Annotated in this window: 14 protein-coding genes and 1 pseudogene; 6 read left to right on the plus strand and 9 right to left on the minus strand. The window is 48.8% G+C overall.

Going from position 1 to position 17563, the window contains the following annotated elements; genetic code table 11:
- Positions 1–179: 179 nt before the first annotated feature.
- Positions 180–1691 carry a dGTPase gene (gene dgt / locus HMPREF3091_RS00925; protein ID WP_070713401.1) on the minus strand — a complete coding sequence of 504 codons (1512 nt, stop codon included), beginning with the start codon at positions 1689–1691 and terminating at the stop codon, positions 180–182.
- Positions 1692–1856: 165 nt separating this feature from the next.
- On the opposite strand from dgt, the gene mtnN reads away from it, so the two are divergent.
- The 3 genes from mtnN (at position 1857) to HMPREF3091_RS00940 (ending at position 4231) form a co-directional block, all read left to right on the plus strand.
- Positions 1857–2558: a 5'-methylthioadenosine/S-adenosylhomocysteine nucleosidase gene (mtnN, locus tag HMPREF3091_RS00930; protein WP_035503237.1), complete on the plus strand. Its 702-nt coding sequence runs from the start codon at positions 1857–1859 to the stop codon at positions 2556–2558.
- Positions 2559–2582: 24 nt separating this feature from the next.
- A complete protein-coding gene (gene btuF / locus HMPREF3091_RS00935) occupies positions 2583–3401 on the plus strand; it encodes a vitamin B12 ABC transporter substrate-binding protein BtuF (RefSeq protein WP_070713404.1) in 819 nt (272 codons plus the stop codon).
- 215 nt (positions 3402–3616) lie between these two features.
- Positions 3617–4231: a TRIC cation channel family protein gene (locus HMPREF3091_RS00940; RefSeq protein WP_004847386.1), complete on the plus strand. Its 615-nt coding sequence runs from the start codon at positions 3617–3619 to the stop codon at positions 4229–4231.
- Here HMPREF3091_RS00940 and HMPREF3091_RS00945 read toward each other — a convergent pair.
- A pseudogene (locus HMPREF3091_RS00945) lies at positions 4232–4879 on the minus strand (GntR family transcriptional regulator); the annotation flags it as partial. It lies immediately after the preceding gene.
- A 221-nt stretch (positions 4880–5100) separates the two neighbouring features.
- On the opposite strand from HMPREF3091_RS00945, the gene HMPREF3091_RS22785 reads away from it, so the two are divergent.
- Positions 5101–5334, plus strand: coding sequence for a glycosyl hydrolase-related protein (locus HMPREF3091_RS22785; RefSeq protein ID WP_246839938.1), 234 nt, complete (start codon positions 5101–5103; stop codon positions 5332–5334).
- Between the two features lie 94 nt (positions 5335–5428).
- Here HMPREF3091_RS22785 and HMPREF3091_RS00955 read toward each other — a convergent pair whose 3' ends face one another.
- Together HMPREF3091_RS00955 and HMPREF3091_RS00960 are read right to left on the minus strand one after the other, a co-directional pair.
- Positions 5429–5752, minus strand: a complete 324-nt coding sequence (locus HMPREF3091_RS00955) for a cupin domain-containing protein (protein ID WP_070713408.1) — start codon at positions 5750–5752, stop codon at positions 5429–5431.
- 83 nt (positions 5753–5835) lie between these two features.
- A complete protein-coding gene (locus tag HMPREF3091_RS00960; RefSeq protein ID WP_070713411.1) occupies positions 5836–7089 on the minus strand; it encodes a PTS ascorbate transporter subunit IIC in 1254 nt (417 codons plus the stop codon).
- Between the two features lie 690 nt (positions 7090–7779).
- Between HMPREF3091_RS00960 and yjdN the strand changes: the two genes are divergently transcribed.
- The gene (gene yjdN / locus HMPREF3091_RS00965) at positions 7780–8208 is read left to right on the plus strand and encodes a VOC family metalloprotein YjdN (RefSeq protein ID WP_070713414.1); all 429 of its coding nucleotides are present in this window, start codon (positions 7780–7782) and stop codon (positions 8206–8208) included.
- 81 nt (positions 8209–8289) lie between these two features.
- Here the strand turns inward: yjdN and erpA are convergent, their stop codons facing one another.
- Together erpA and clcA are read right to left on the minus strand one after the other, a co-directional pair.
- Positions 8290–8634 carry an iron-sulfur cluster insertion protein ErpA gene (gene erpA / locus HMPREF3091_RS00970; RefSeq protein WP_004847400.1) on the minus strand — a complete coding sequence of 115 codons (345 nt, stop codon included), beginning with the start codon at positions 8632–8634 and terminating at the stop codon, positions 8290–8292.
- A 125-nt stretch (positions 8635–8759) separates the two neighbouring features.
- Positions 8760–10208 (minus strand): H(+)/Cl(-) exchange transporter ClcA, encoded by a 1449-nt coding sequence (clcA, locus tag HMPREF3091_RS00975; protein ID WP_035503242.1) that lies wholly within the window; start codon positions 10206–10208, stop codon positions 8760–8762.
- A 248-nt stretch (positions 10209–10456) separates the two neighbouring features.
- Here clcA and hemL point away from each other — a divergent pair, with 248 nt between their 5' ends.
- Positions 10457–11740, plus strand: coding sequence for a glutamate-1-semialdehyde 2,1-aminomutase (gene hemL, locus HMPREF3091_RS00980; RefSeq protein WP_004847413.1), 1284 nt, complete (start codon positions 10457–10459; stop codon positions 11738–11740).
- Between the two features lie 174 nt (positions 11741–11914).
- On the opposite strand, the gene HMPREF3091_RS00985 is transcribed toward hemL, so the two are convergent.
- The 3 genes from HMPREF3091_RS00985 to guaB all read right to left on the minus strand — a co-directional run bounded on the left by HMPREF3091_RS00985 (position 11915) and on the right by guaB (position 17418).
- Positions 11915–13972, minus strand: a complete 2058-nt coding sequence (locus tag HMPREF3091_RS00985) for a hypothetical protein (RefSeq protein ID WP_070713419.1) — start codon at positions 13970–13972, stop codon at positions 11915–11917.
- Between the two features lie 299 nt (positions 13973–14271).
- Positions 14272–15849: a glutamine-hydrolyzing GMP synthase gene (gene guaA, locus HMPREF3091_RS00990; RefSeq protein WP_004847419.1), complete on the minus strand. Its 1578-nt coding sequence runs from the start codon at positions 15847–15849 to the stop codon at positions 14272–14274.
- Between the two features lie 102 nt (positions 15850–15951).
- Entirely contained in the window at positions 15952–17418 is a 1467-nt protein-coding gene (guaB, locus tag HMPREF3091_RS00995; protein WP_008812510.1) for an IMP dehydrogenase, read from the minus strand.
- Positions 17419–17563: the final 145 nt, after the last annotated feature.

The following is a 17563-nucleotide window of genomic DNA, read 5'->3' on the forward strand; positions in this document are numbered from 1 at the left end:
ATAAAGTAAGTCTGATACGAACGTTTTCAACGGTTCCCTAATGATCACTGGCAAATTAGCCGTGATATTTGTGCTTATTAAGAGTCGGATAAAACATTGAAGTTCCCTTTCAATAAGTCAAGGAAGCGTAAAAAATTATGGCCTATCTTTACAAAACTCAACTTTATTCATCTATCCTATTATTCAGCCGCCATTAAGCGCCGATATTCATCGTATGCATACAGGTCGGTCATACCACTGATATAATCTTGAATTAAGCGGGCGCGGTAATAATACTCCCACACCATAAACTCATCAGGGCTTTGGGTTTCTAATAACTCTAGCGCTTCACCATAGGCTAAGCGGTGCTTCACGGATAGCTTATGGAATAGCCGCGTTTCAATCGGGTAGCCACGATGGGTATCGTCCTTAACCAATTGGGCAAAGTCAGCCAGAGGCATTTGTAATAGTGGGCTGTAAATATCTAGCAAACCGCCGATAACGCGATACCCTTGCAACTCTAACTGTTCCACCTCGTGGTGGTTAAACACATGCTGAAAGGCAACTTTTTTAAATACGCTTAACAAATGATTGGCGGAATCAGAAGCCTCGAGCAACGCCTGATTAAAACTACCGTCCACGATCTGTGGGAGATTCTCTATAAAACGTCTTGCGGCATGCGGAACCAAAGCTTTAACCACGTTGACCCGTAGATACATAAAGAAAAGATCGTCGGTGCTACGGTGCCCGTATTTTTCTTTTTGTCGCCGGTAAGCCTCACCCACGGTAATATCAAACAGATCGCCTTTTTCTACCTGTCCCCATTCCGATTCTAAATAGGCTCTAAGCTGATCGACCGTTAGGATATTTTTTTCCACCGCATCTTCGAGGTCGGCAACGCAATAAGAAATATCATCAGCCGCTTCCATAATATAAGTCAGTGGAAAACGGTGAAACTCTTTCATTTCTAATTCTTGGCGCAGCCGTTGGATGAATTTTTCTTCAGCTAAATAATAACCTGGCTTCTTCATTAAATAATGATAGTTAGCCGGAACTTCTCCTTGCCAATAAGCTGGGCGGGTATATTTCAGTACGCAGGCGATTTGAGCATAGGTCAGATTCAGCTTCAGCAACGAATGCACTAAACGGATAGCCTGAGCGTTTCCCTCAAAGTAACTGAGGTCGGCCCGCACGCGGGTACGCAATGAATTAAGCTCAGAGTCACCGGCTTTTAGCCGTAGACAGGCCACCTGACAGCTCATTTCATCGGTGAGAAGATTCCCCTGCGTATCCACGCCTAAATGCTGGCGAAACCAGTTATTCAACGCAGCTTCACCAAAATGACCAAAAGGTGGATTGCCCACATCGTGCAGTAAACACGCCATTTCAACAATGCTTTCAAAGGGATCGATAAACAGCGTTAACCCCATTTCATTTAATCGATCGTGGCGGCGCAAATCATGCAGAATTTCTTTAGCTATATGGCGTCCCACCTGTTGGACTTCCATAGAGTGCGTCAGGCGGCTACGGACTGCGGCATTGCGTTCCAGCGGAAAGACCTGCGTTTTCTGCTGTAAGCGACGGATCGCCGCCGAGTTTACTATTCGCCCACGGTCGCTTTCAAACTGACGAATAATATCGTATTCATCCTCTACGTTGATCGGACTGCTGAAATAGCGTTGATAGTTAAACTTGCTGCTGAAATTGGTCACCGTCTGCGTCCTGTGTTGCCGAGCGTGAACATATATTGCTATTCACTAGTGATAACAATGCGCTACGTAAAATGCAAATCCAGCCAGAATCTTTGCGCTCGCATGTTAGACTAGTACAAGGCTTAAATGCCTCCAGTTCTAACTCACAATTTTGCAGGTATCATCATGAAAGTAGGCATCATTGGTGCAATGGAGCAAGAAGTTGCTGTGCTGCGCGACCGTATCGAAAACCGCCAAACTATGCAGCGTGCGGGCTGTGAAATCTATACCGGCACGCTGTGCGGCGTGGAAGTCGCACTGCTGAAGTCTGGCATTGGCAAGGTTTCTGCCGCGATGGGAACCACGCTGTTGCTAGAACATTTCCACCCAGACGTGGTGATTAACACGGGCTCAGCAGGCGGTTTGGCAAGCACACTGACCGTGGGCGATATCGTCGTTTCAGATGAAGTTCGCTATCACGACGCTGACGTTACCGCTTTTGGCTATGAGCCGGGTCAAATGGCTGGCTGCCCCGCCGCGTTTATCGCTGATGCGGATTTGATTGCGCTGGCTGAACGCTGCATCACGGCGCTAAACCTGAATGCAGTTCGCGGCCTGATTTGCAGCGGCGATGCCTTCATTAACGGCGCAGAGCCTTTGGCTCGCATTCGTTCAACCTTCCCTAACGTTGCTGCTGTAGAAATGGAAGCGGCCGCGGTTGCTCATGTTTGCCATGCGTTTAAAACACCGTTTGTGGTGGTTCGCGCGATTTCTGACGTTGCAGACAAAGAATCTCACCTGAGCTTTGATGAATTTTTAGTTGTTGCCGCTCAGCAATCTTCGCTCATGGTTGAAGCCATGCTGCAAGAATTTGCCAAGCGCGCGTGATCGAACAAAGATGAGACCTACCGTATGAAGCCTGTCTCTCGCCTCTTTGGCGCTCTTTGGCTGCTGCTGTGTCTGCCGCTTTTTGCGGCAGACCGCGTGATTAGCCTCTCTCCCCATACCACCGAAATGGCCTATGCTGCGGGCTTAGACGATAAAATGGTGGCTGCGAGCGCTTATTCTGATTACCCACCAGCCGCGGAAAAACTGGAAAAAGTCGCCTCATGGCAGGGGATTAATCTGGAGCGTATTTTAGCGTTAAAGCCTGATTTGATTCTGGCATGGCGCGGTGGAAACCCACAGCGGGTTTTAGATCAGCTGTCAGGATTCGGTATCCCGATCTTTTATTCCGATCCCAAAACCATTGATGGCATTGCCGACGATCTCGATCGTTTAGCCGCCTATAGCCCCACCCCGCAGATCGCCCACGATGCAGCAAACCATTTTCGGGATCAAGTGAAGGTGTTACGCGAAAAATACCATCGTCCTCATTCAAGCCGCGTGCTCATGCAATTCGGCACTCAGCCGCTATTCACCACCTCTAAAGCCACAATTCAAAGCGATTTACTCTCACTGTGTGGCGCAACCAATATTTTTGCCGATAGCCCTGTTCCGTGGCCGCAGGTAAGTCGGGAACAGGTGATTATACGTAAGCCGCAGGTCATCGTGGTGAGCGGCTCGCAAAAGCAGGCCGAAACCGTGAAGCAGTTCTGGAAGCCGCAGTTGAACATTCCTGTCATCGCCATTAATGAAGACTGGTTAAACCGCAGCGGTCCACGCATTATTCTTGCTGCACGGGCACTATGTGAACAGCTAGATACTCTCTCCGTCAAAACTCCCCGCTAAGCTAGCCGTGGTTAACTGCACTTTTCTCCCACTATTTTGGCAGAAAAGTGCTTAATTCTGTGTCTCCCCGTAGAAACTCCTCAAAATTCAATGTATCTTATTGCATCATAAAAACAAAAATAATCAATTAAAACAATAAGTTAATTATATAACAATCACCTCATAAATTAGACTATTGCTACATAACACTAAGATTTAGACAGGGGAAACCAACCATGCTGGTGTATTGGCTGGATATTTTGGGCACGGCTGTATTTGCCATTTCAGGCGTACTGCTCGCCGGTAAATTGAGAATGGATCCGTTTGGTGTTTTGGTGCTCGGCGTCGTTACCGCCGTCGGCGGCGGGACTATCCGCGATATGGCACTCGATCACGGACCGGTGTTTTGGGTGAAAGATCCGACCGATCTTGTGGTCGCGATGATTACCTGTCTGGCCACTATTGTGTTAGTACGCCAACCGCGCCGTTTGCCCAGTTGGATCTTGCCGGTTCTGGATGCCGTTGGTTTAGCGGTATTTGTGGGAATCGGCGTGAATAAAGCCTTTGCTGGCGGAGCTGGCCCGCTAATCGCCGTGTGTATGGGCGTGATTACCGGCGTAGGCGGGGGAATGATCCGTGACGTTCTGGCGCGCGAAATTCCTATGATCTTACGTACTGAAATTTACGCGACCGCCTGCATCATTGGCGGTATCGTTCACGTGACGGCCTATGCCACCTTCAACATGGCGTTGCAAAATGCCATGATGCTGGGGATGTTTGTCACCCTAGCGATTCGTCTTGCAGCCATCCGTTGGCACCTGAAACTCCCGACATTTACTTTAGATAGCTAATTACGCCGACGCTGGATGGCGACGAGCCACCAGCGTAAATTTATAGTCATCGGTGCTAAAATAATTGCGACTATATTCAAACAATCGACCATCGCTTAAATATCCCTTAGACACCTTTTCGAGAATAGGCTTATCGGCAGCTAATCCAAGTAGCTGAGCCATTTCTTTAGACGGCATCCGAGGAATAATTTCCTGCTCGCTACGCTCAATCGATAGTTGTTTTACCCGCTCAATCCACACATATTTCGACCCCTCCATCACCTGAAAAGTGAGATCGGGAAACAGCGCCAACGGCATCCACGTTTCTTCTAGCGTAACCGCTTTGTCACCCAGATAACGCAGACGTTTTACATACCAAACCCGCTCCCCTTCATTCAACGAGAGCTCTTCGGCCACAATCGGTGGCGGAGTCATCACAGTAAAAGTCAGTACGTCGCTGTGGGTATGAATATTATGGTTAGACAGTTTTTCATCAAAGCTAGTGAGCTGATAAATATCATAATTTACCTTAGCTTCTTTGACGTAAGTGCCACTTCCCTGAATGCTTTCCAGTATCTGCTGTTCAACAAGCAACCGAATTGCCTGTCGCACCGTAACGCGGCTGACAGAATACATCTCGCGTAGACGAGCCTCTGTTGGCAAAGCATCCCACGCCTGATTCACAGATGAAAGGGAAACATCGTTTTCAGTTCGCCCTGTTCGGTTTTACAGGAACAGCATTGGAGGCTGGAGTTCCGCAGTTTGCCCGCGACTATCTCACGCCCATACGTTGTTATAACAAAATGCCGTACAACGCGATGAAGCTAAACCTTGCGCCTCATCAGACACCACACCACTACAGCCTACTGGAAATGCCACGCAGCGGTGTGATGCTCAGCGCATTGAAAAAAGCAGAAGATCGCGAGGAACTGATTATTCGTTGCTATAACCCAAGTGAACAGACAGCGGCTATGGGGGAAGTCAGCATTCATCCGCAAACAATTCATTGGAGTGAAGCGGGAATGGATGAAATTTTACGGGAAGAAACTCAATATCAATCGGAAGACATGGGCAATTTTGCTCCGTGCCAGTCGAAGACGTTCAGTTTTGCACTAAAAAAGTAATGCCTTAGCCTAAGCTCGTGAAACATAAACCTCATCCAGCAACGTTGGATGAGGTTTGTTTTGAGCTCATATGGCGCCGTGCTCACGCCATGGCTTATGAAATAAAATCGTCTCTTTGAGGCGTAAAGACATCAATCAGAGTCCCCGCTTCAACGCATATACAGCCATGCATGACGTTAGGCTTTTTGTACAGCGTATCGCCAGCAGATACGCGATGAGTTTCATCGCCAACCGTAAAATCGAAAACACCAGACTTTACGTATGTGGTCTGTTCATGCGGATGATTGTGCATCGGGCCAACAGACCCCGCCTGAAAGCACACTTCTACCATCATCATGGTGCCACCATGGGCGAGAATTTTACGAGTAACACCGTCGCCAACAGATTCGCTGACCATATTTTGGTTCAAAAAGAACATAATGCATTCCTTCTAATGCAAGAGCGATGGTGATTAATAGCTGCTTGCGGTAGTTATTAATATCAATACCAAGCCAAATTAGCTTAGTGTACAAGACCAAATGTATATTTAATGAAAGTAGATAAAATCGTGAAATCAGGATCGGCAAAGGTCACGCCAGTAGCACCTAAGTAGCTGAAAAGTGGCAACACTAATGCCGGTAAGAAGCACAGCAATAGGCCATTGACGAAGCTGGCAATGATGGCCCCACGAAGTCCCCCCGTCGCATTGCCAAAAATGGCCGCCGTACCACCACAGGTAAAACTTGCCAGAATACCCGGGACAATAATCGGTAACCCCAGCATCGGAAAAATAGCAATGCAGCAAAGCTCCGCAAAGAAACTGATAAGAAAACCGATCAATACGGCATTAGGTGATTTATCAAATAACACCATCGGATCTACGGCAGGAATCGAGCCCGGCGCAATGGTTTTCGAAATGCCTTTAAAAGCAGGTACAATTTCTTCGGCAAATAGCACCACACCTTTTTTAGCAATAAATAAGCCACCCGCAAAAATGGCTGATTTTTCTAATAGCCATACCAGATAAGGCTTTTTCTCCATAATGCTCGTTAAATATTCATGACTAGAGAAAAGAGAGGATATGCCCAGCAAACAGAACATCGTCAAAAAAGTAGCAACATCGGAATTCTTTAAGAAACTAAATTTATCGCTAACGTTCACATGCTCAACGTTAACTGAGGTATCCCCAAACCATTTTCCCAAATAAGAAGCGATAAGGTAGGAACTGGATGCTGCATGCGCTATACAATATTCATTGTGCCCAATAATTTTTCGGCTGAATCTAGATAAAATTGTTGGGAACACAGCCATGTATGTCCCAATAACAACAGAGCCGAAGATAATAGAAAATAACTCACTATACCCTAGACCAACAAGCGCAGCCGTTACAGAGAAAGCCATAAAGACAATTAAGTGTAGAGAGAGGTAAATTGATTTAAATCGTGTATAGCGAGCCAAAAGTATATTGATGACCATCGCAAAGAAAAGAATAATCGCCGCTGGGCGGCCTAAGCGATCGATGGTAAGAGCCATGATAGCTTCATTACTTGGTACTACCCCCCTCAAACCAAAGGCATTGGTAAAGAGGTCGCTAAACATGGTCAATACGCCGCCGAGTATTCCGCCACCGGTTTTAATCAGCACAAAACCCAAGAATGCTAATACGGTGCCTTTGATAATGACGGTGAGTTTTGCTCGTTGTAAACAGAGTCCACAAAATGCGATAAAAGCGATAATTATTGATGGAGTTCCAAAAACCTTTAATATGTAGTCCATAAAACGCCTTATTTTTAATATAATTATTAAATCGACCATCGTGTTTTTTAAGACAATAGCATCCATTTCCACGATGTATCTGAACCTGATAATCCTGGTGTTATAAAAATCGATATCAAATGACGACTAATAGATAAACCCACTACTATTCGAACGATAAGCAGCCAATATCCAACTATAATATGGATATGACTATTTAATATTTAAGCGTTCTCATCACCTCTGGTATTTTATAAAACAGAGTTGACTTATATCATCCATAATTTTAGAGACAGTTTTCCCTCCCTACAGAAAGAGGGATAGAAATAAATCACTGGCTTAAATAATTTCATTAAGTCGATGTGCTGATTAAGCTTAGGTTATATTTTTTAAGTATCTTTCAAATTTCTCTCCATCACCGTAATACACAATCGAGTTTTAGTCTCACAGAAAGGCATTCTAGCAAAAGAGAACTATTATTTTGTGATGGCGTTAACTAAACCAGCGTTTCAAAAACAATGAAACAACTATGATTAAGAAGACATCAAACTCACTACGAGCGCAGCGGCAGCCAGCGTCATCTTCAGCTAAACTTCCTTGTGCGGATTACTATCAGCATATAACTCTTCTAATAGCAGAGCCCGACTCTCAGGCATGAAGCGTCGGATCATGAATTCTCGGTAATCCAATCACATACCGAGGAATATTGTTATGCAACTGAGTACTTATCTGTTCTTCGACGGCAACGCAGAACAAGCGCTAACGTTCTACACTCAGGCGCTTGGCGCAGAAGTTTTGTACAAAATACGGTTTGGCGAAGCGCCGGTCGATGATTCCCAATGTGCCACTACGCCTCCATTTCCAGCCGATAAAATCATGCATGCCTCACTCAAGATCGGTGATGGCCTCTTGATGCTGAGCGACGGCAACATGTGCGCCGAGGAAAAAAAGCATGGCGGTTTTTCCGTCAGCCTGCATTCCAACGATTTAGCGCAGGGCAAAACATGGTTTGACAGGTTATCCGTGGGGGCGAACGTGACGATGCCCTTTCAGGAAACATTCTGGGCATTAGGGTTTGGCATGTTAACCGATCGGTTCGGGATACCGTGGATGGTAAACGTGGAAAAAGAGATGGGATAGTTTTGAAGAGATGGATTGTTTTGATAAGTCCCCCCGCCAACGCCCTTGTAAAGCGAGAAATTGGCGAGGGGGACTCAAAGATTAGATACTAAAGGACGATCCACAACCGCAGGTGGTTTTTGCGTTCGGGTTAGTGACGATAAAACGAGAACCTTCTAGGCCTTCGGTATAGTCAACAGAGCCGCCCACCAGATATTGCAGGCTCATTGGATCTACCACCAGCATAACGCCCTGTTTCTCAATGGTCATATCGCCTTCGTTCACCTTATCGTCAAAGGTGAAGCCGTACTGGAAGCCGCTACAGCCGCCGCCAGTGATGTAGACTCGCAGTTTCAGATCCGGGTTTTCTTCATCTGCGATCAGGACTTTTACTTTATTAGCTGCAGCTTCGGTGAACTGCAACGGCAGAGCCATATCTTCACTCATTTCTCACTCCCAAAACTCTGCTTTTCACAGAATGTTTCTACACAGCATGGCGATGTCAAAATACAGGTAGCGCTAGAAAGCCATGCTGATTTATGCGGTCATTATCTAATACCTGACTAATTCGTTCAAGTATTGCTCGTCGGTAACGACGTCTTTTCCGCTTCTTGTTGGGCCGCCTGCTCTTGTGCCTGCTTTTGAGCCAGTTCCTGACGCTTAAGCGTTCTTTCCAAGATGCAAGAATATAGCGGTTTGCCACCTAAAAACTGGGCCAATAGTGTAGCGCCAAGACAAGTAATGATCATCGGTAAAATGAGCTGATAGTTATCCGTCATTTCTAACACCAGCACAATACCGGTGAGCGGGGCTCTAACCGTAGCAGCAAACAGCGCGCCCATCCCTGCAATGGCAAAAGTCCCCGCCTCGATACCGTATTGTGGGAAAAGATGCGCACTTGCCATTCCAAATGCGGTTCCCAGTAGGGTACCCAGCGCCAACATCGGTGCAAAGATGCCACCCGGCGCACCGGATCCAAAGCACAGCAGCGTAGTCACTACGCGCGCGATAAAGATAAACAGCAGCATGCCAACGGTGTAGTTTCCCGCCGCCGCAATAGGAATCAGGTTAAAACCCCCACCAGCAGCTTCTTGTTGAATTAGCCCTAACACCCCGCACATTCCGCCAAGTGCACCGCCGATAAGCACCAGTTTGCGCCAATCTCCGCCGTGCAGACGCATGAACATATCCTGAGCGCGGAATACACCACGGTTAAACAACACGCCAACAACGCCAAATACCATTCCCAAAATCAGGTACAGCCATAGGGTGTTGATACCTACGCTACCGAGTTTCCCCACCTCAATCACCGTGCGTTCACCGTTGAAATAGCGAAAAACGACACAGGACATAATCACGCCGATAAATACCGCTTTGATAGAAATCAGGCTATAGCGGAACTGCGGACGCATCTCTTCAATAACGAATAAAATGCCTGCCAACGGCGCATTAAACGCGGCAGTTAAACCCGCAGCGGCACCGGTTGCTAACAGACTGTGGCGAGCCTCCGTACTCCGAGCACGAAAGAGATCGAACACCATCTGACCGAGGTTGCCGCCCATCTGCACGGTGGGGCCTTCGCGTCCGAGCACCATGCCCGCGCCTAGCGTTCCCAACCCACCGAAGAACTTCACGGGGATCACTCGCCACCAGCGCACGGGGCGTAAATTCTCCAATGCGCCCTCAATTTCAGGAATGCCGGAACCTCCGGCTTCAGGAGCAAAGCGGCGCACCAAATAGTAGCCAAACATGGCTAACAGCGCAGAGCCGATAAACGCCATCGGCCAAACGATGATCCAGTAATCGGCCACATGAGCCAATCCGCCTAAGCGCTGTTGCTGCACCCAATCGACGCATTTTTCAAATGCCACGCCAATAAGTCCCGCCAGCGTCCCGACAACCGCCGCCATAAACAAGATTGCCACGGGTGTTTTATCGCGACGTAAAATTTGCAGCATAACGTCACTACGGCGCAAACGCGTGGCAGACGGCAGAGAAGTGTGTTGTTCTTTCTGTGTCATAATCAGTCAACTAAAGCTGTGGTTGATAAGTAATACAAATAAAAGAGGCGCTATTCTACATCTCAAATGCTGCAAAGTCCTCTTATGAGGAAAGTTGAATACTCCCTAAGGATAGTATGATGATTGAGAAAAGAACGATTGAATTCTGTTCAATCCCTTAGCTTGAGCTTTTCTTCATTTCATCTCTGCGGCGACTTCTTTAGAATAGACGCGACTTTTTACATTCAGCACAGGTCAGGAGCCGATTTATGAGTAAGTCTGAAAGTCTGTACGCTCAGGCAAAAGAGCTAATTCCGGGTGGCGTAAACTCCCCCGTTCGCGCCTTCACCGGCGTTGGTGGCGTGCCTTTGTTTATCGAGCGCGCAGATGGCGCTTACCTGTACGATGCCGATGGTAAAGCCTATATCGACTACGTTGGCTCATGGGGGCCAATGGTTCTCGGCCACAACCACCCAGCGATCCGCGAAGCCGTTCTGGAAGCCGTAGGCCGTGGTTTGAGCTTCGGCGCGCCGACGGAAATGGAAGTGAAAATGGCCCAATTGGTTACCGACTTGGTGCCAAGTATGGACATGGTTCGCATGGTGAACTCAGGGACCGAAGCCACCATGAGCGCCATTCGTTTGGCGCGTGGTTTTACCGGTCGCGACAAAATCATCAAATTTGAAGGCTGCTACCACGGCCACGCAGATCATCTGTTGGTTAAAGCGGGCTCCGGCGCACTGACGCTAGGCCAACCAAACTCTCCGGGCGTTCCCGCTGACTTTGCTAAGCATACGCTGACCTGCACCTATAACGACGTAGAATCTGTCATGCAGGCGTTCAAGCAATACCCTAACGATATCGCCTGTATTATCGTTGAGCCCGTAGCTGGCAACATGAACTGCATTCCACCTCTGCCTGAATTCCTACCGGGTCTGCGTGAGCTGTGTGACCAATATGGTGCCTTGTTGATCATTGACGAAGTCATGACCGGTTTCCGCGTGGCATTAGCGGGGGCTCAGGACTATTACGGTGTAACACCAGATCTCACCTGCTTAGGGAAAATCATCGGTGGTGGTATGCCAGTGGGCGCATTTGGCGGCCGTCGCGATGTCATGGAAGCTCTGGCACCAACGGGCCCGGTTTATCAGGCGGGGACGCTATCAGGTAACCCCGTCGCGATGGCTGCTGGATTTGCCTGTCTGAACGAGATTTCTCAGCCGGGGATCTATCCACAGCTGACTGAGCTGACTGACAATCTGGCTTCCGGCCTGTTAAACGCTGCGCAAAAAGAAGGCATTCCATTAGTGGTTAACCACGTGGGCGGCATGTTCGGGATTTTCTTTACCGATCAAGAAACCGTAACTTGCTATGCCGATGTCACTCGCTGCGACGTAGACCGCTTTAAACAATTCTTCCATCTGATGCTGGAAGAAGGCGTGTACTTCGCGCCGTCGGCGTTTGAAGCTGGCTTTATGTCACTGGCGCATTCTCAGGAAGATATCCAGAAGACCATCGACGCCGCGCGCCGCTGTTTTGTGAAGATGAAGTAATCTTTATCCATTAAGTAGCCGCGCCATGCGGCTACTTAAAATATGCGGCTACTTAAATATGCAGCGTGAACGCTCTGAAGTCGCGCGTTAAGAGGATATCAGGAACGTTTTGCCTGCTACCCTCCTCCTCGAGGTTTTCAAACACTGGCTTCATTCTCGATCGCGGCACTACGCTTAAAACTGCGGTTCAGGACAATTCTCACCAAACTTGGCTGCCCAGTCATAATACGAGCCATTCTTGATATAGCGTTGGTACAATGCTCGGCTCGTCTTCGTATCGTATGCAATCACCCAGCTTGTGGCATTACACAATACGGCAGCATAAGCCTGACTTTTTGGTGGCAATAAATTGGCTGCTTTCTGAGCCAAGTCCACCGCTCGCCAGCGGTAATGCAAGAAGTGGTTGTCCGCCTCTGGCAATGATTTCACTGCCCGACTGGCCTCAGCCACGCTGATCCAGCTTTTATGCTGTAAATCGCGCGTATCAAACGCATCACCCAGATAAGAAATATTAGCGCCATAAATAGCGTAGTCCGGCGTCATTTCATAGCCCATAAACTCCAGTCCCTGCTCCCGTAGTAATGTGGCGGCGTGATAATAGGCTTTGGCCTTGGCTCTCTTGTCAGACGTTTTATTTTTGGCAGTATTCATACTATCAACAAATTCCTGCGCAAACTGACGATAAGCTGGGAACGCAAAGTAGTTCACCGCTTCCTGATAGCGCCCAGCCCGCATCATTCTTCGTGCTAGCAAGTCACGCAGTTTTTCATCCTGCGTGATCTGGTGATCGCTGTACCCATCCGGATTAATGGACTTCAATGGTGTGCTAGGTGCTGGTATGTGTTCATCAACAAAGCGTTTCAATTCATCAATGGTTAACACTCGCTCGGCGATATCAGCCACATCTGCCCAATAGTTTTCTTTACCTTGATACATAAAAGCCATGGCTTGCAGATAATCGCCACGATTCAGTGCCAGAATGGACTGCTCACCAGAAACTCGGCAAACTGGGGTGATCATTTCTGGCACATAATCGTCATTACGCTGTAGCCCCCAGCTTTCATCCGAAGGGAATGCGGAAGCCGCCTTCGCATAGGCCGCGGTGGCTGACTTCACATCACCATCACGTAGAGCCATCTTGGCTCGTAGCCACCACGCTAAACCGCCGTCGCCAGCGTTCTTCAGCAGGCTGGCAGCCATCGTATATTGTCCAGAACGATAAGCTAACGCAGCTAAACGATCGCTACCGCTGAAGCCACTTTTCACTGAATCCATCAGTAACGAGAGGATCGGAGCAATAGTCTGTTCTGGCTTGGCAGCCCCCATCTGCAAATTACTGCTACGAGCAAAGAGTTCGATAGTCACCAACTGCTGCACCAATGGATCGCTAATGGCCTGCTTAAGCGCATCCCTATTTTCTGGTCTAATCAGATAGCCGGAGATATACATCAGCGAAAGCCCGCCATCGGTATCGCCCTGAACCGCTTGCTGTGCATATAACTGTGTCGCAGGGATAATGTCGCCAAGCCATAGATGAATACGCGCCTGCTGCCCTAGGCTACTCAGCGCCAATTGTTCAGGATCAACAGCCCCGCTTTTCACGTTATCAATCACCTGCTGGAAGGAAGCCAGAGCTTGCTCAAGCTGCTCTTTTTTGGGATGCGACGCTGGTGGCGTGTTCAATCCAGATACGTCTTCCGGCGTACCATAATCGTTCATCTGCGCGCGCCCCAGTGAATATTGCGCTCGTAGTCCCCATTCTCCCTGCTCAGCAACGGGGAGAGCCAGAACCTGCTGAAAATATTCCGATGCACGAGGATCTTTTTCTCCAAAAGCCACGGCACCCAACGTATACAAACGTGCTGCGTTCGATAGGCTCTTCGCATCGATCGCAGCAGCAGCCTCAACGCTGTGAGTTTGCCGCATCTCAGCAATAATTTGTTGTTCTGGCGACAACGGAGCAGGTTTCGATGACGTACCGAGTGTTGAAGATACAGGTGCTTTCCAAAGTGGTAATTGCTTGTCTACAGGCACGAGTCGGCTAGCTTCAAATACAAAATTGCCTTCCGGCATCGACAGAAGAGTATCGTTACGATTAAGCAGTAAACGGTTGGGAAAGTCTGGCCCACAAGCAAAACTACTCTGCGGAAAAACCAGCGCTGCCGCAATAAGTGCCGCTAACGATAGTGTGCGAAACGGTTTTCCATTTGAGGACAAATCAAAATGTGGCATTCGTGTTCCCTGAAGATATTTTGTTGGCATTTAAACTGTATCAACAACGCCATTGGGCGCTCTACCCCATGATTCACGTTGTCCAGAAGTCATTTTGGTTAGAGCCCACCACACTCACGAAGTTCACGAAAATAGAGAAAGAGTAACGACGCTATTTTTCACCAAAGTGGTGCCAAACTGGCATCAAAAAATCCGATGTTCAGCCTTCGCTACCGCCGGTAGAAAAAAGAAAGCCCTCTGATCTCTCAGAGGGCTTAAGATGTTTGCTATCGACTCACATCGTTACTGGTGGCCGAGCACTATTCCCACTCAATCGTAGCCGGTGGTTTACCGGAGATATCGTACACTACGCGGGAAATGCCGTTCACTTCGTTAATGATGCGGTTGGATACACGACCCAGGAAGTCATATGGCAGGTGCGCCCAATGCGCGGTCATGAAGTCGATAGTTTCTACCGCACGCAGAGAAACGACCCAATCATATTTACGGCCATCGCCCATTACGCCAACAGAGCGAACCGGCAGGAATACGGTAAATGCCTGGCTCACTTTGTTATACAGATCAGCCTTATGCAATTCTTCAATGAAGATCGCATCCGCACGACGCAGCAGGTCGCAGTACTCTTTCTTGACCTCACCCAGTACACGCACGCCCAAGCCTGGACCTGGGAACGGATGGCGGTACAGCATGTCGTATGGCAGACCCAGTTCTAAACCGATCTTACGCACTTCGTCTTTAAACAGCTCTTTTAGCGGCTCCACCAGACCCAGCTTCATCTCTTTCGGCAAACCGCCTACGTTGTGGTGAGACTTGATCACATGAGCTTTACCGGTTGCTGACGCTGCGGACTCAATCACATCAGGATAGATGGTGCCCTGTGCCAACCACTTAACGTTAGGCTGCTTGCACGCTTCTTCATCGAACACTTCAACGAATACGCGGCCGATAGTTTTACGCTTGGCTTCTGGATCGTTGATGCCAGCCAGCGCATTCAGGAAGCGATCTTCGGCTTTGACATGGATAATATTCAGGCCGAATTTATCGCCGAACATGTCCATTACCTGCTCGCCTTCATTCAGGCGCAGCAGTCCGTTGTCAACGAAGACACAGGTCAGACGCTTGCCGATAGCACGATGCAGCAGTAAAGCAGTCACAGAGGAGTCAACGCCGCCGGACAAGCCTAAGATCACTTCGTCTTCGCCGACTTGCTCACGCAGGCGCACGACCGCATCCTCAATGATCGTCGCTGGCGTCCACAGCGCTTCGCAACCGCAGATATCCAGAATGAAACGCTCAAGCATGCGCTGCCCTTGATGGGTATGAGTCACTTCAGGGTGGAACTGTACGCCGTAGAAACGTTTTTCATCGTTTGCCATGATGGCATAAGGACAGGTTTCGGTGCTGGCGACGGTGACGAAATCAGAAGGGATAGCGGTCACTTTGTCGCCGTGACTCATCCAGACATCCAGCACTGGCGTGCCGTCTTTGGTCAGGGAGTCTTTGATATCATCAAACATTTTGCTGTGTGCGGTAACTTCTACCTGCGCATAGCCAAATTCACGTTCGTTAGAGCTTTCTACATGGCCACCCAACTGCATCGCCATGGTCTGCATGCCGTAGCACACGCCAAACACAGGCACACCAGCAGTAAACACATATTCTGGCGCTCGTGGGCTGTTGTTCTCTGTGGTGCTTTCTGGACCACCGGACAGAATAATACCGCTTGGGTTAAATTCGCGGATCTGCTCTTCGGTGACGTCCCACGCCCACAGTTCGCAATATACGCCGATTTCGCGAACACGACGCGCAAGAAGCTGGGTGTACTGGGAGCCGAAATCCAGAATCAGAATGCGATGCTTATGAATATTTTGAGTCATGTAAGGCCTTGTTTAGAAAAATAAATAGCCAAAAAACGAAAATAGGTGACTAAATACCGAGCGGCGAGAACCCGCAATACGCTCTCGCCTCGACATTCAGAATTACGATCCCATACGGTAGTTCGGTGACTCTTTAGTGATGGTCACATCGTGAACGTGGCTTTCCTGAATACCTGCACCGCTGATGCGAACGAATTCTGCTTTAGTACGCAGTTCATCAATCGTCGCGCAACCAGTCAGCCCCATACATGAGCGCAGACCGCCCATTTGCTGGTGAATGATCGCTTTCAGATGGCCTTTGTATGCAACGCGGCCTTCGATACCTTCTGGAACCAGTTTATCCGCGGCATTATCGCTCTGGAAATAACGGTCAGAAGAACCTTTAGACATTGCGCCCAGTGAACCCATACCACGGTACGATTTGAATGAACGCCCCTGATACAGCTCGATTTCACCCGGAGATTCTTCAGTCCCTGCCAGCATACCACCGACCATGACACAGCTTGCGCCTGCTGCCAAAGCTTTAGCAATATCGCCAGAGAAGCGGATACCACCGTCTGCGATAACCGGAATACCGGTGCCCTCAAGGGCTTCAACGGCATCAGAAACCGCAGTGATCTGTGGAACCCCAACACCGGTTACGATACGCGTCGTACAGATAGAGCCAGGACCAATGCCCACTTTCACCGCATTCACACCGGCTTCCGCCAATGCTCTCGCACCGGCTGCCGTCGCTACGTTACCGCCAATGATTTGCAGATCGGGGAATTTAGCGCGAGTTTCACGAATACGCTGTAACACGCCTTCGGAATGACCGTGAGAGGAGTCAATCAACAGAACATCGACGCCGGCTTCAACCAACGCAGCGATGCGTTCTTCATTGCCAGCACCAGCGCCAACCGCAGCACCCACGCGCAGACGACCATGCTCGTCTTTACATGCGTTTGGCTTACGCTCAGCTTTTTGGAAGTCTTTAACGGTGATCATGCCGCACAGGTGGAAGTTTTCATCCACGACCAGCGCTTTCTCAACGCGCTTTTCATGCATACGTTGCAGAACCACTTCGCGCGCTTCACCTTCTTTCACCGTTACCAGACGCTCTTTAGGCGTCATTACTGCAGTCACGGGCTGTTCCAGATCGGTGACAAAACGCACGTCACGGCCAGTAATGATCCCCACCAGTTCCAGTTCATCGGTCACAACAGGGTAACCGGCAAAACCATTGCGTTCGGTCAGCTCTTTAACTTCGCGCAGAGTCGTGGTTGGAGTAACAGTTTGAGGATCTTTGACTACACCACTTTCATGTTTTTTCACGCGGCGGACTTCATCAGCCTGACGCTCGATAGACATGTTTTTGTGGATGAAACCAATACCGCCTTCCTGCGCCAGCGCAATCGCCAGACGGGCTTCGGTAACGGTATCCATTGCCGCAGACAGCATGGGGATGTTCATTCGAATAGATGAAGTCAGCTGAGTGCTAAGATCGGCAGTGTTTGGCAGAACGGTAGAGTGGGCTGGAACTAAGAGGACGTCGTCAAACGTCAGGGCTTCTTTAACGATACGTAGCATGGGCAATATCTCACCAGAGTGGTAAATCAAATAGATTTAATATTGCCGCGGCATTATACAGGCCGAAAACGGTTGCCTCCAGTACTTTTTACAAAAAAGTCTTGCGAAGGTCATTCAAGCATGTAGTATCGACTAATTAACACCT

Origin of the sequence: Hafnia sp. HMSC23F03, assembly GCF_001816025.1 — a bacterium.
In the GTDB taxonomy this organism is placed as follows: domain Bacteria; phylum Pseudomonadota; class Gammaproteobacteria; order Enterobacterales; family Enterobacteriaceae; genus Hafnia; species Hafnia paralvei.

Bases quoted from the DNA above. Each gene is read 5' to 3' on its own strand.
- mtnN (WP_035503237.1), top strand. From the start codon at position 1,857: ATGAAAGTAGGCATCATTGGTGCAATGGAGCAAGAAGTTGCTGTGCTG.
- btuF (WP_070713404.1), top strand. From the start codon at position 2,583: ATGAAGCCTGTCTCTCGCCTCTTTGGCGCTCTTTGGCTGCTGCTGTGT.
- HMPREF3091_RS00940 (WP_004847386.1), top strand. From the start codon at position 3,617: ATGCTGGTGTATTGGCTGGATATTTTGGGCACGGCTGTATTTGCCATT.
- HMPREF3091_RS22785 (WP_246839938.1), top strand. From the start codon at position 5,101: ATGCTCAGCGCATTGAAAAAAGCAGAAGATCGCGAGGAACTGATTATT.
- HMPREF3091_RS00955 (WP_070713408.1), bottom strand. From the start codon at position 5,752: ATGTTCTTTTTGAACCAAAATATGGTCAGCGAATCTGTTGGCGACGGT.
- HMPREF3091_RS00960 (WP_070713411.1), bottom strand. From the start codon at position 7,089: ATGGACTACATATTAAAGGTTTTTGGAACTCCATCAATAATTATCGCT.
- yjdN (WP_070713414.1), top strand. From the start codon at position 7,780: ATGCAACTGAGTACTTATCTGTTCTTCGACGGCAACGCAGAACAAGCG.
- erpA (WP_004847400.1), bottom strand. From the start codon at position 8,634: ATGAGTGAAGATATGGCTCTGCCGTTGCAGTTCACCGAAGCTGCAGCT.
- clcA (WP_035503242.1), bottom strand. From the start codon at position 10,208: ATGACACAGAAAGAACAACACACTTCTCTGCCGTCTGCCACGCGTTTG.
- hemL (WP_004847413.1), top strand. From the start codon at position 10,457: ATGAGTAAGTCTGAAAGTCTGTACGCTCAGGCAAAAGAGCTAATTCCG.
- HMPREF3091_RS00985 (WP_070713419.1), bottom strand. From the start codon at position 13,972: ATGCCACATTTTGATTTGTCCTCAAATGGAAAACCGTTTCGCACACTA.
- guaA (WP_004847419.1), bottom strand. From the start codon at position 15,849: ATGACTCAAAATATTCATAAGCATCGCATTCTGATTCTGGATTTCGGC.
- guaB (WP_008812510.1), bottom strand. From the start codon at position 17,418: ATGCTACGTATCGTTAAAGAAGCCCTGACGTTTGACGACGTCCTCTTA.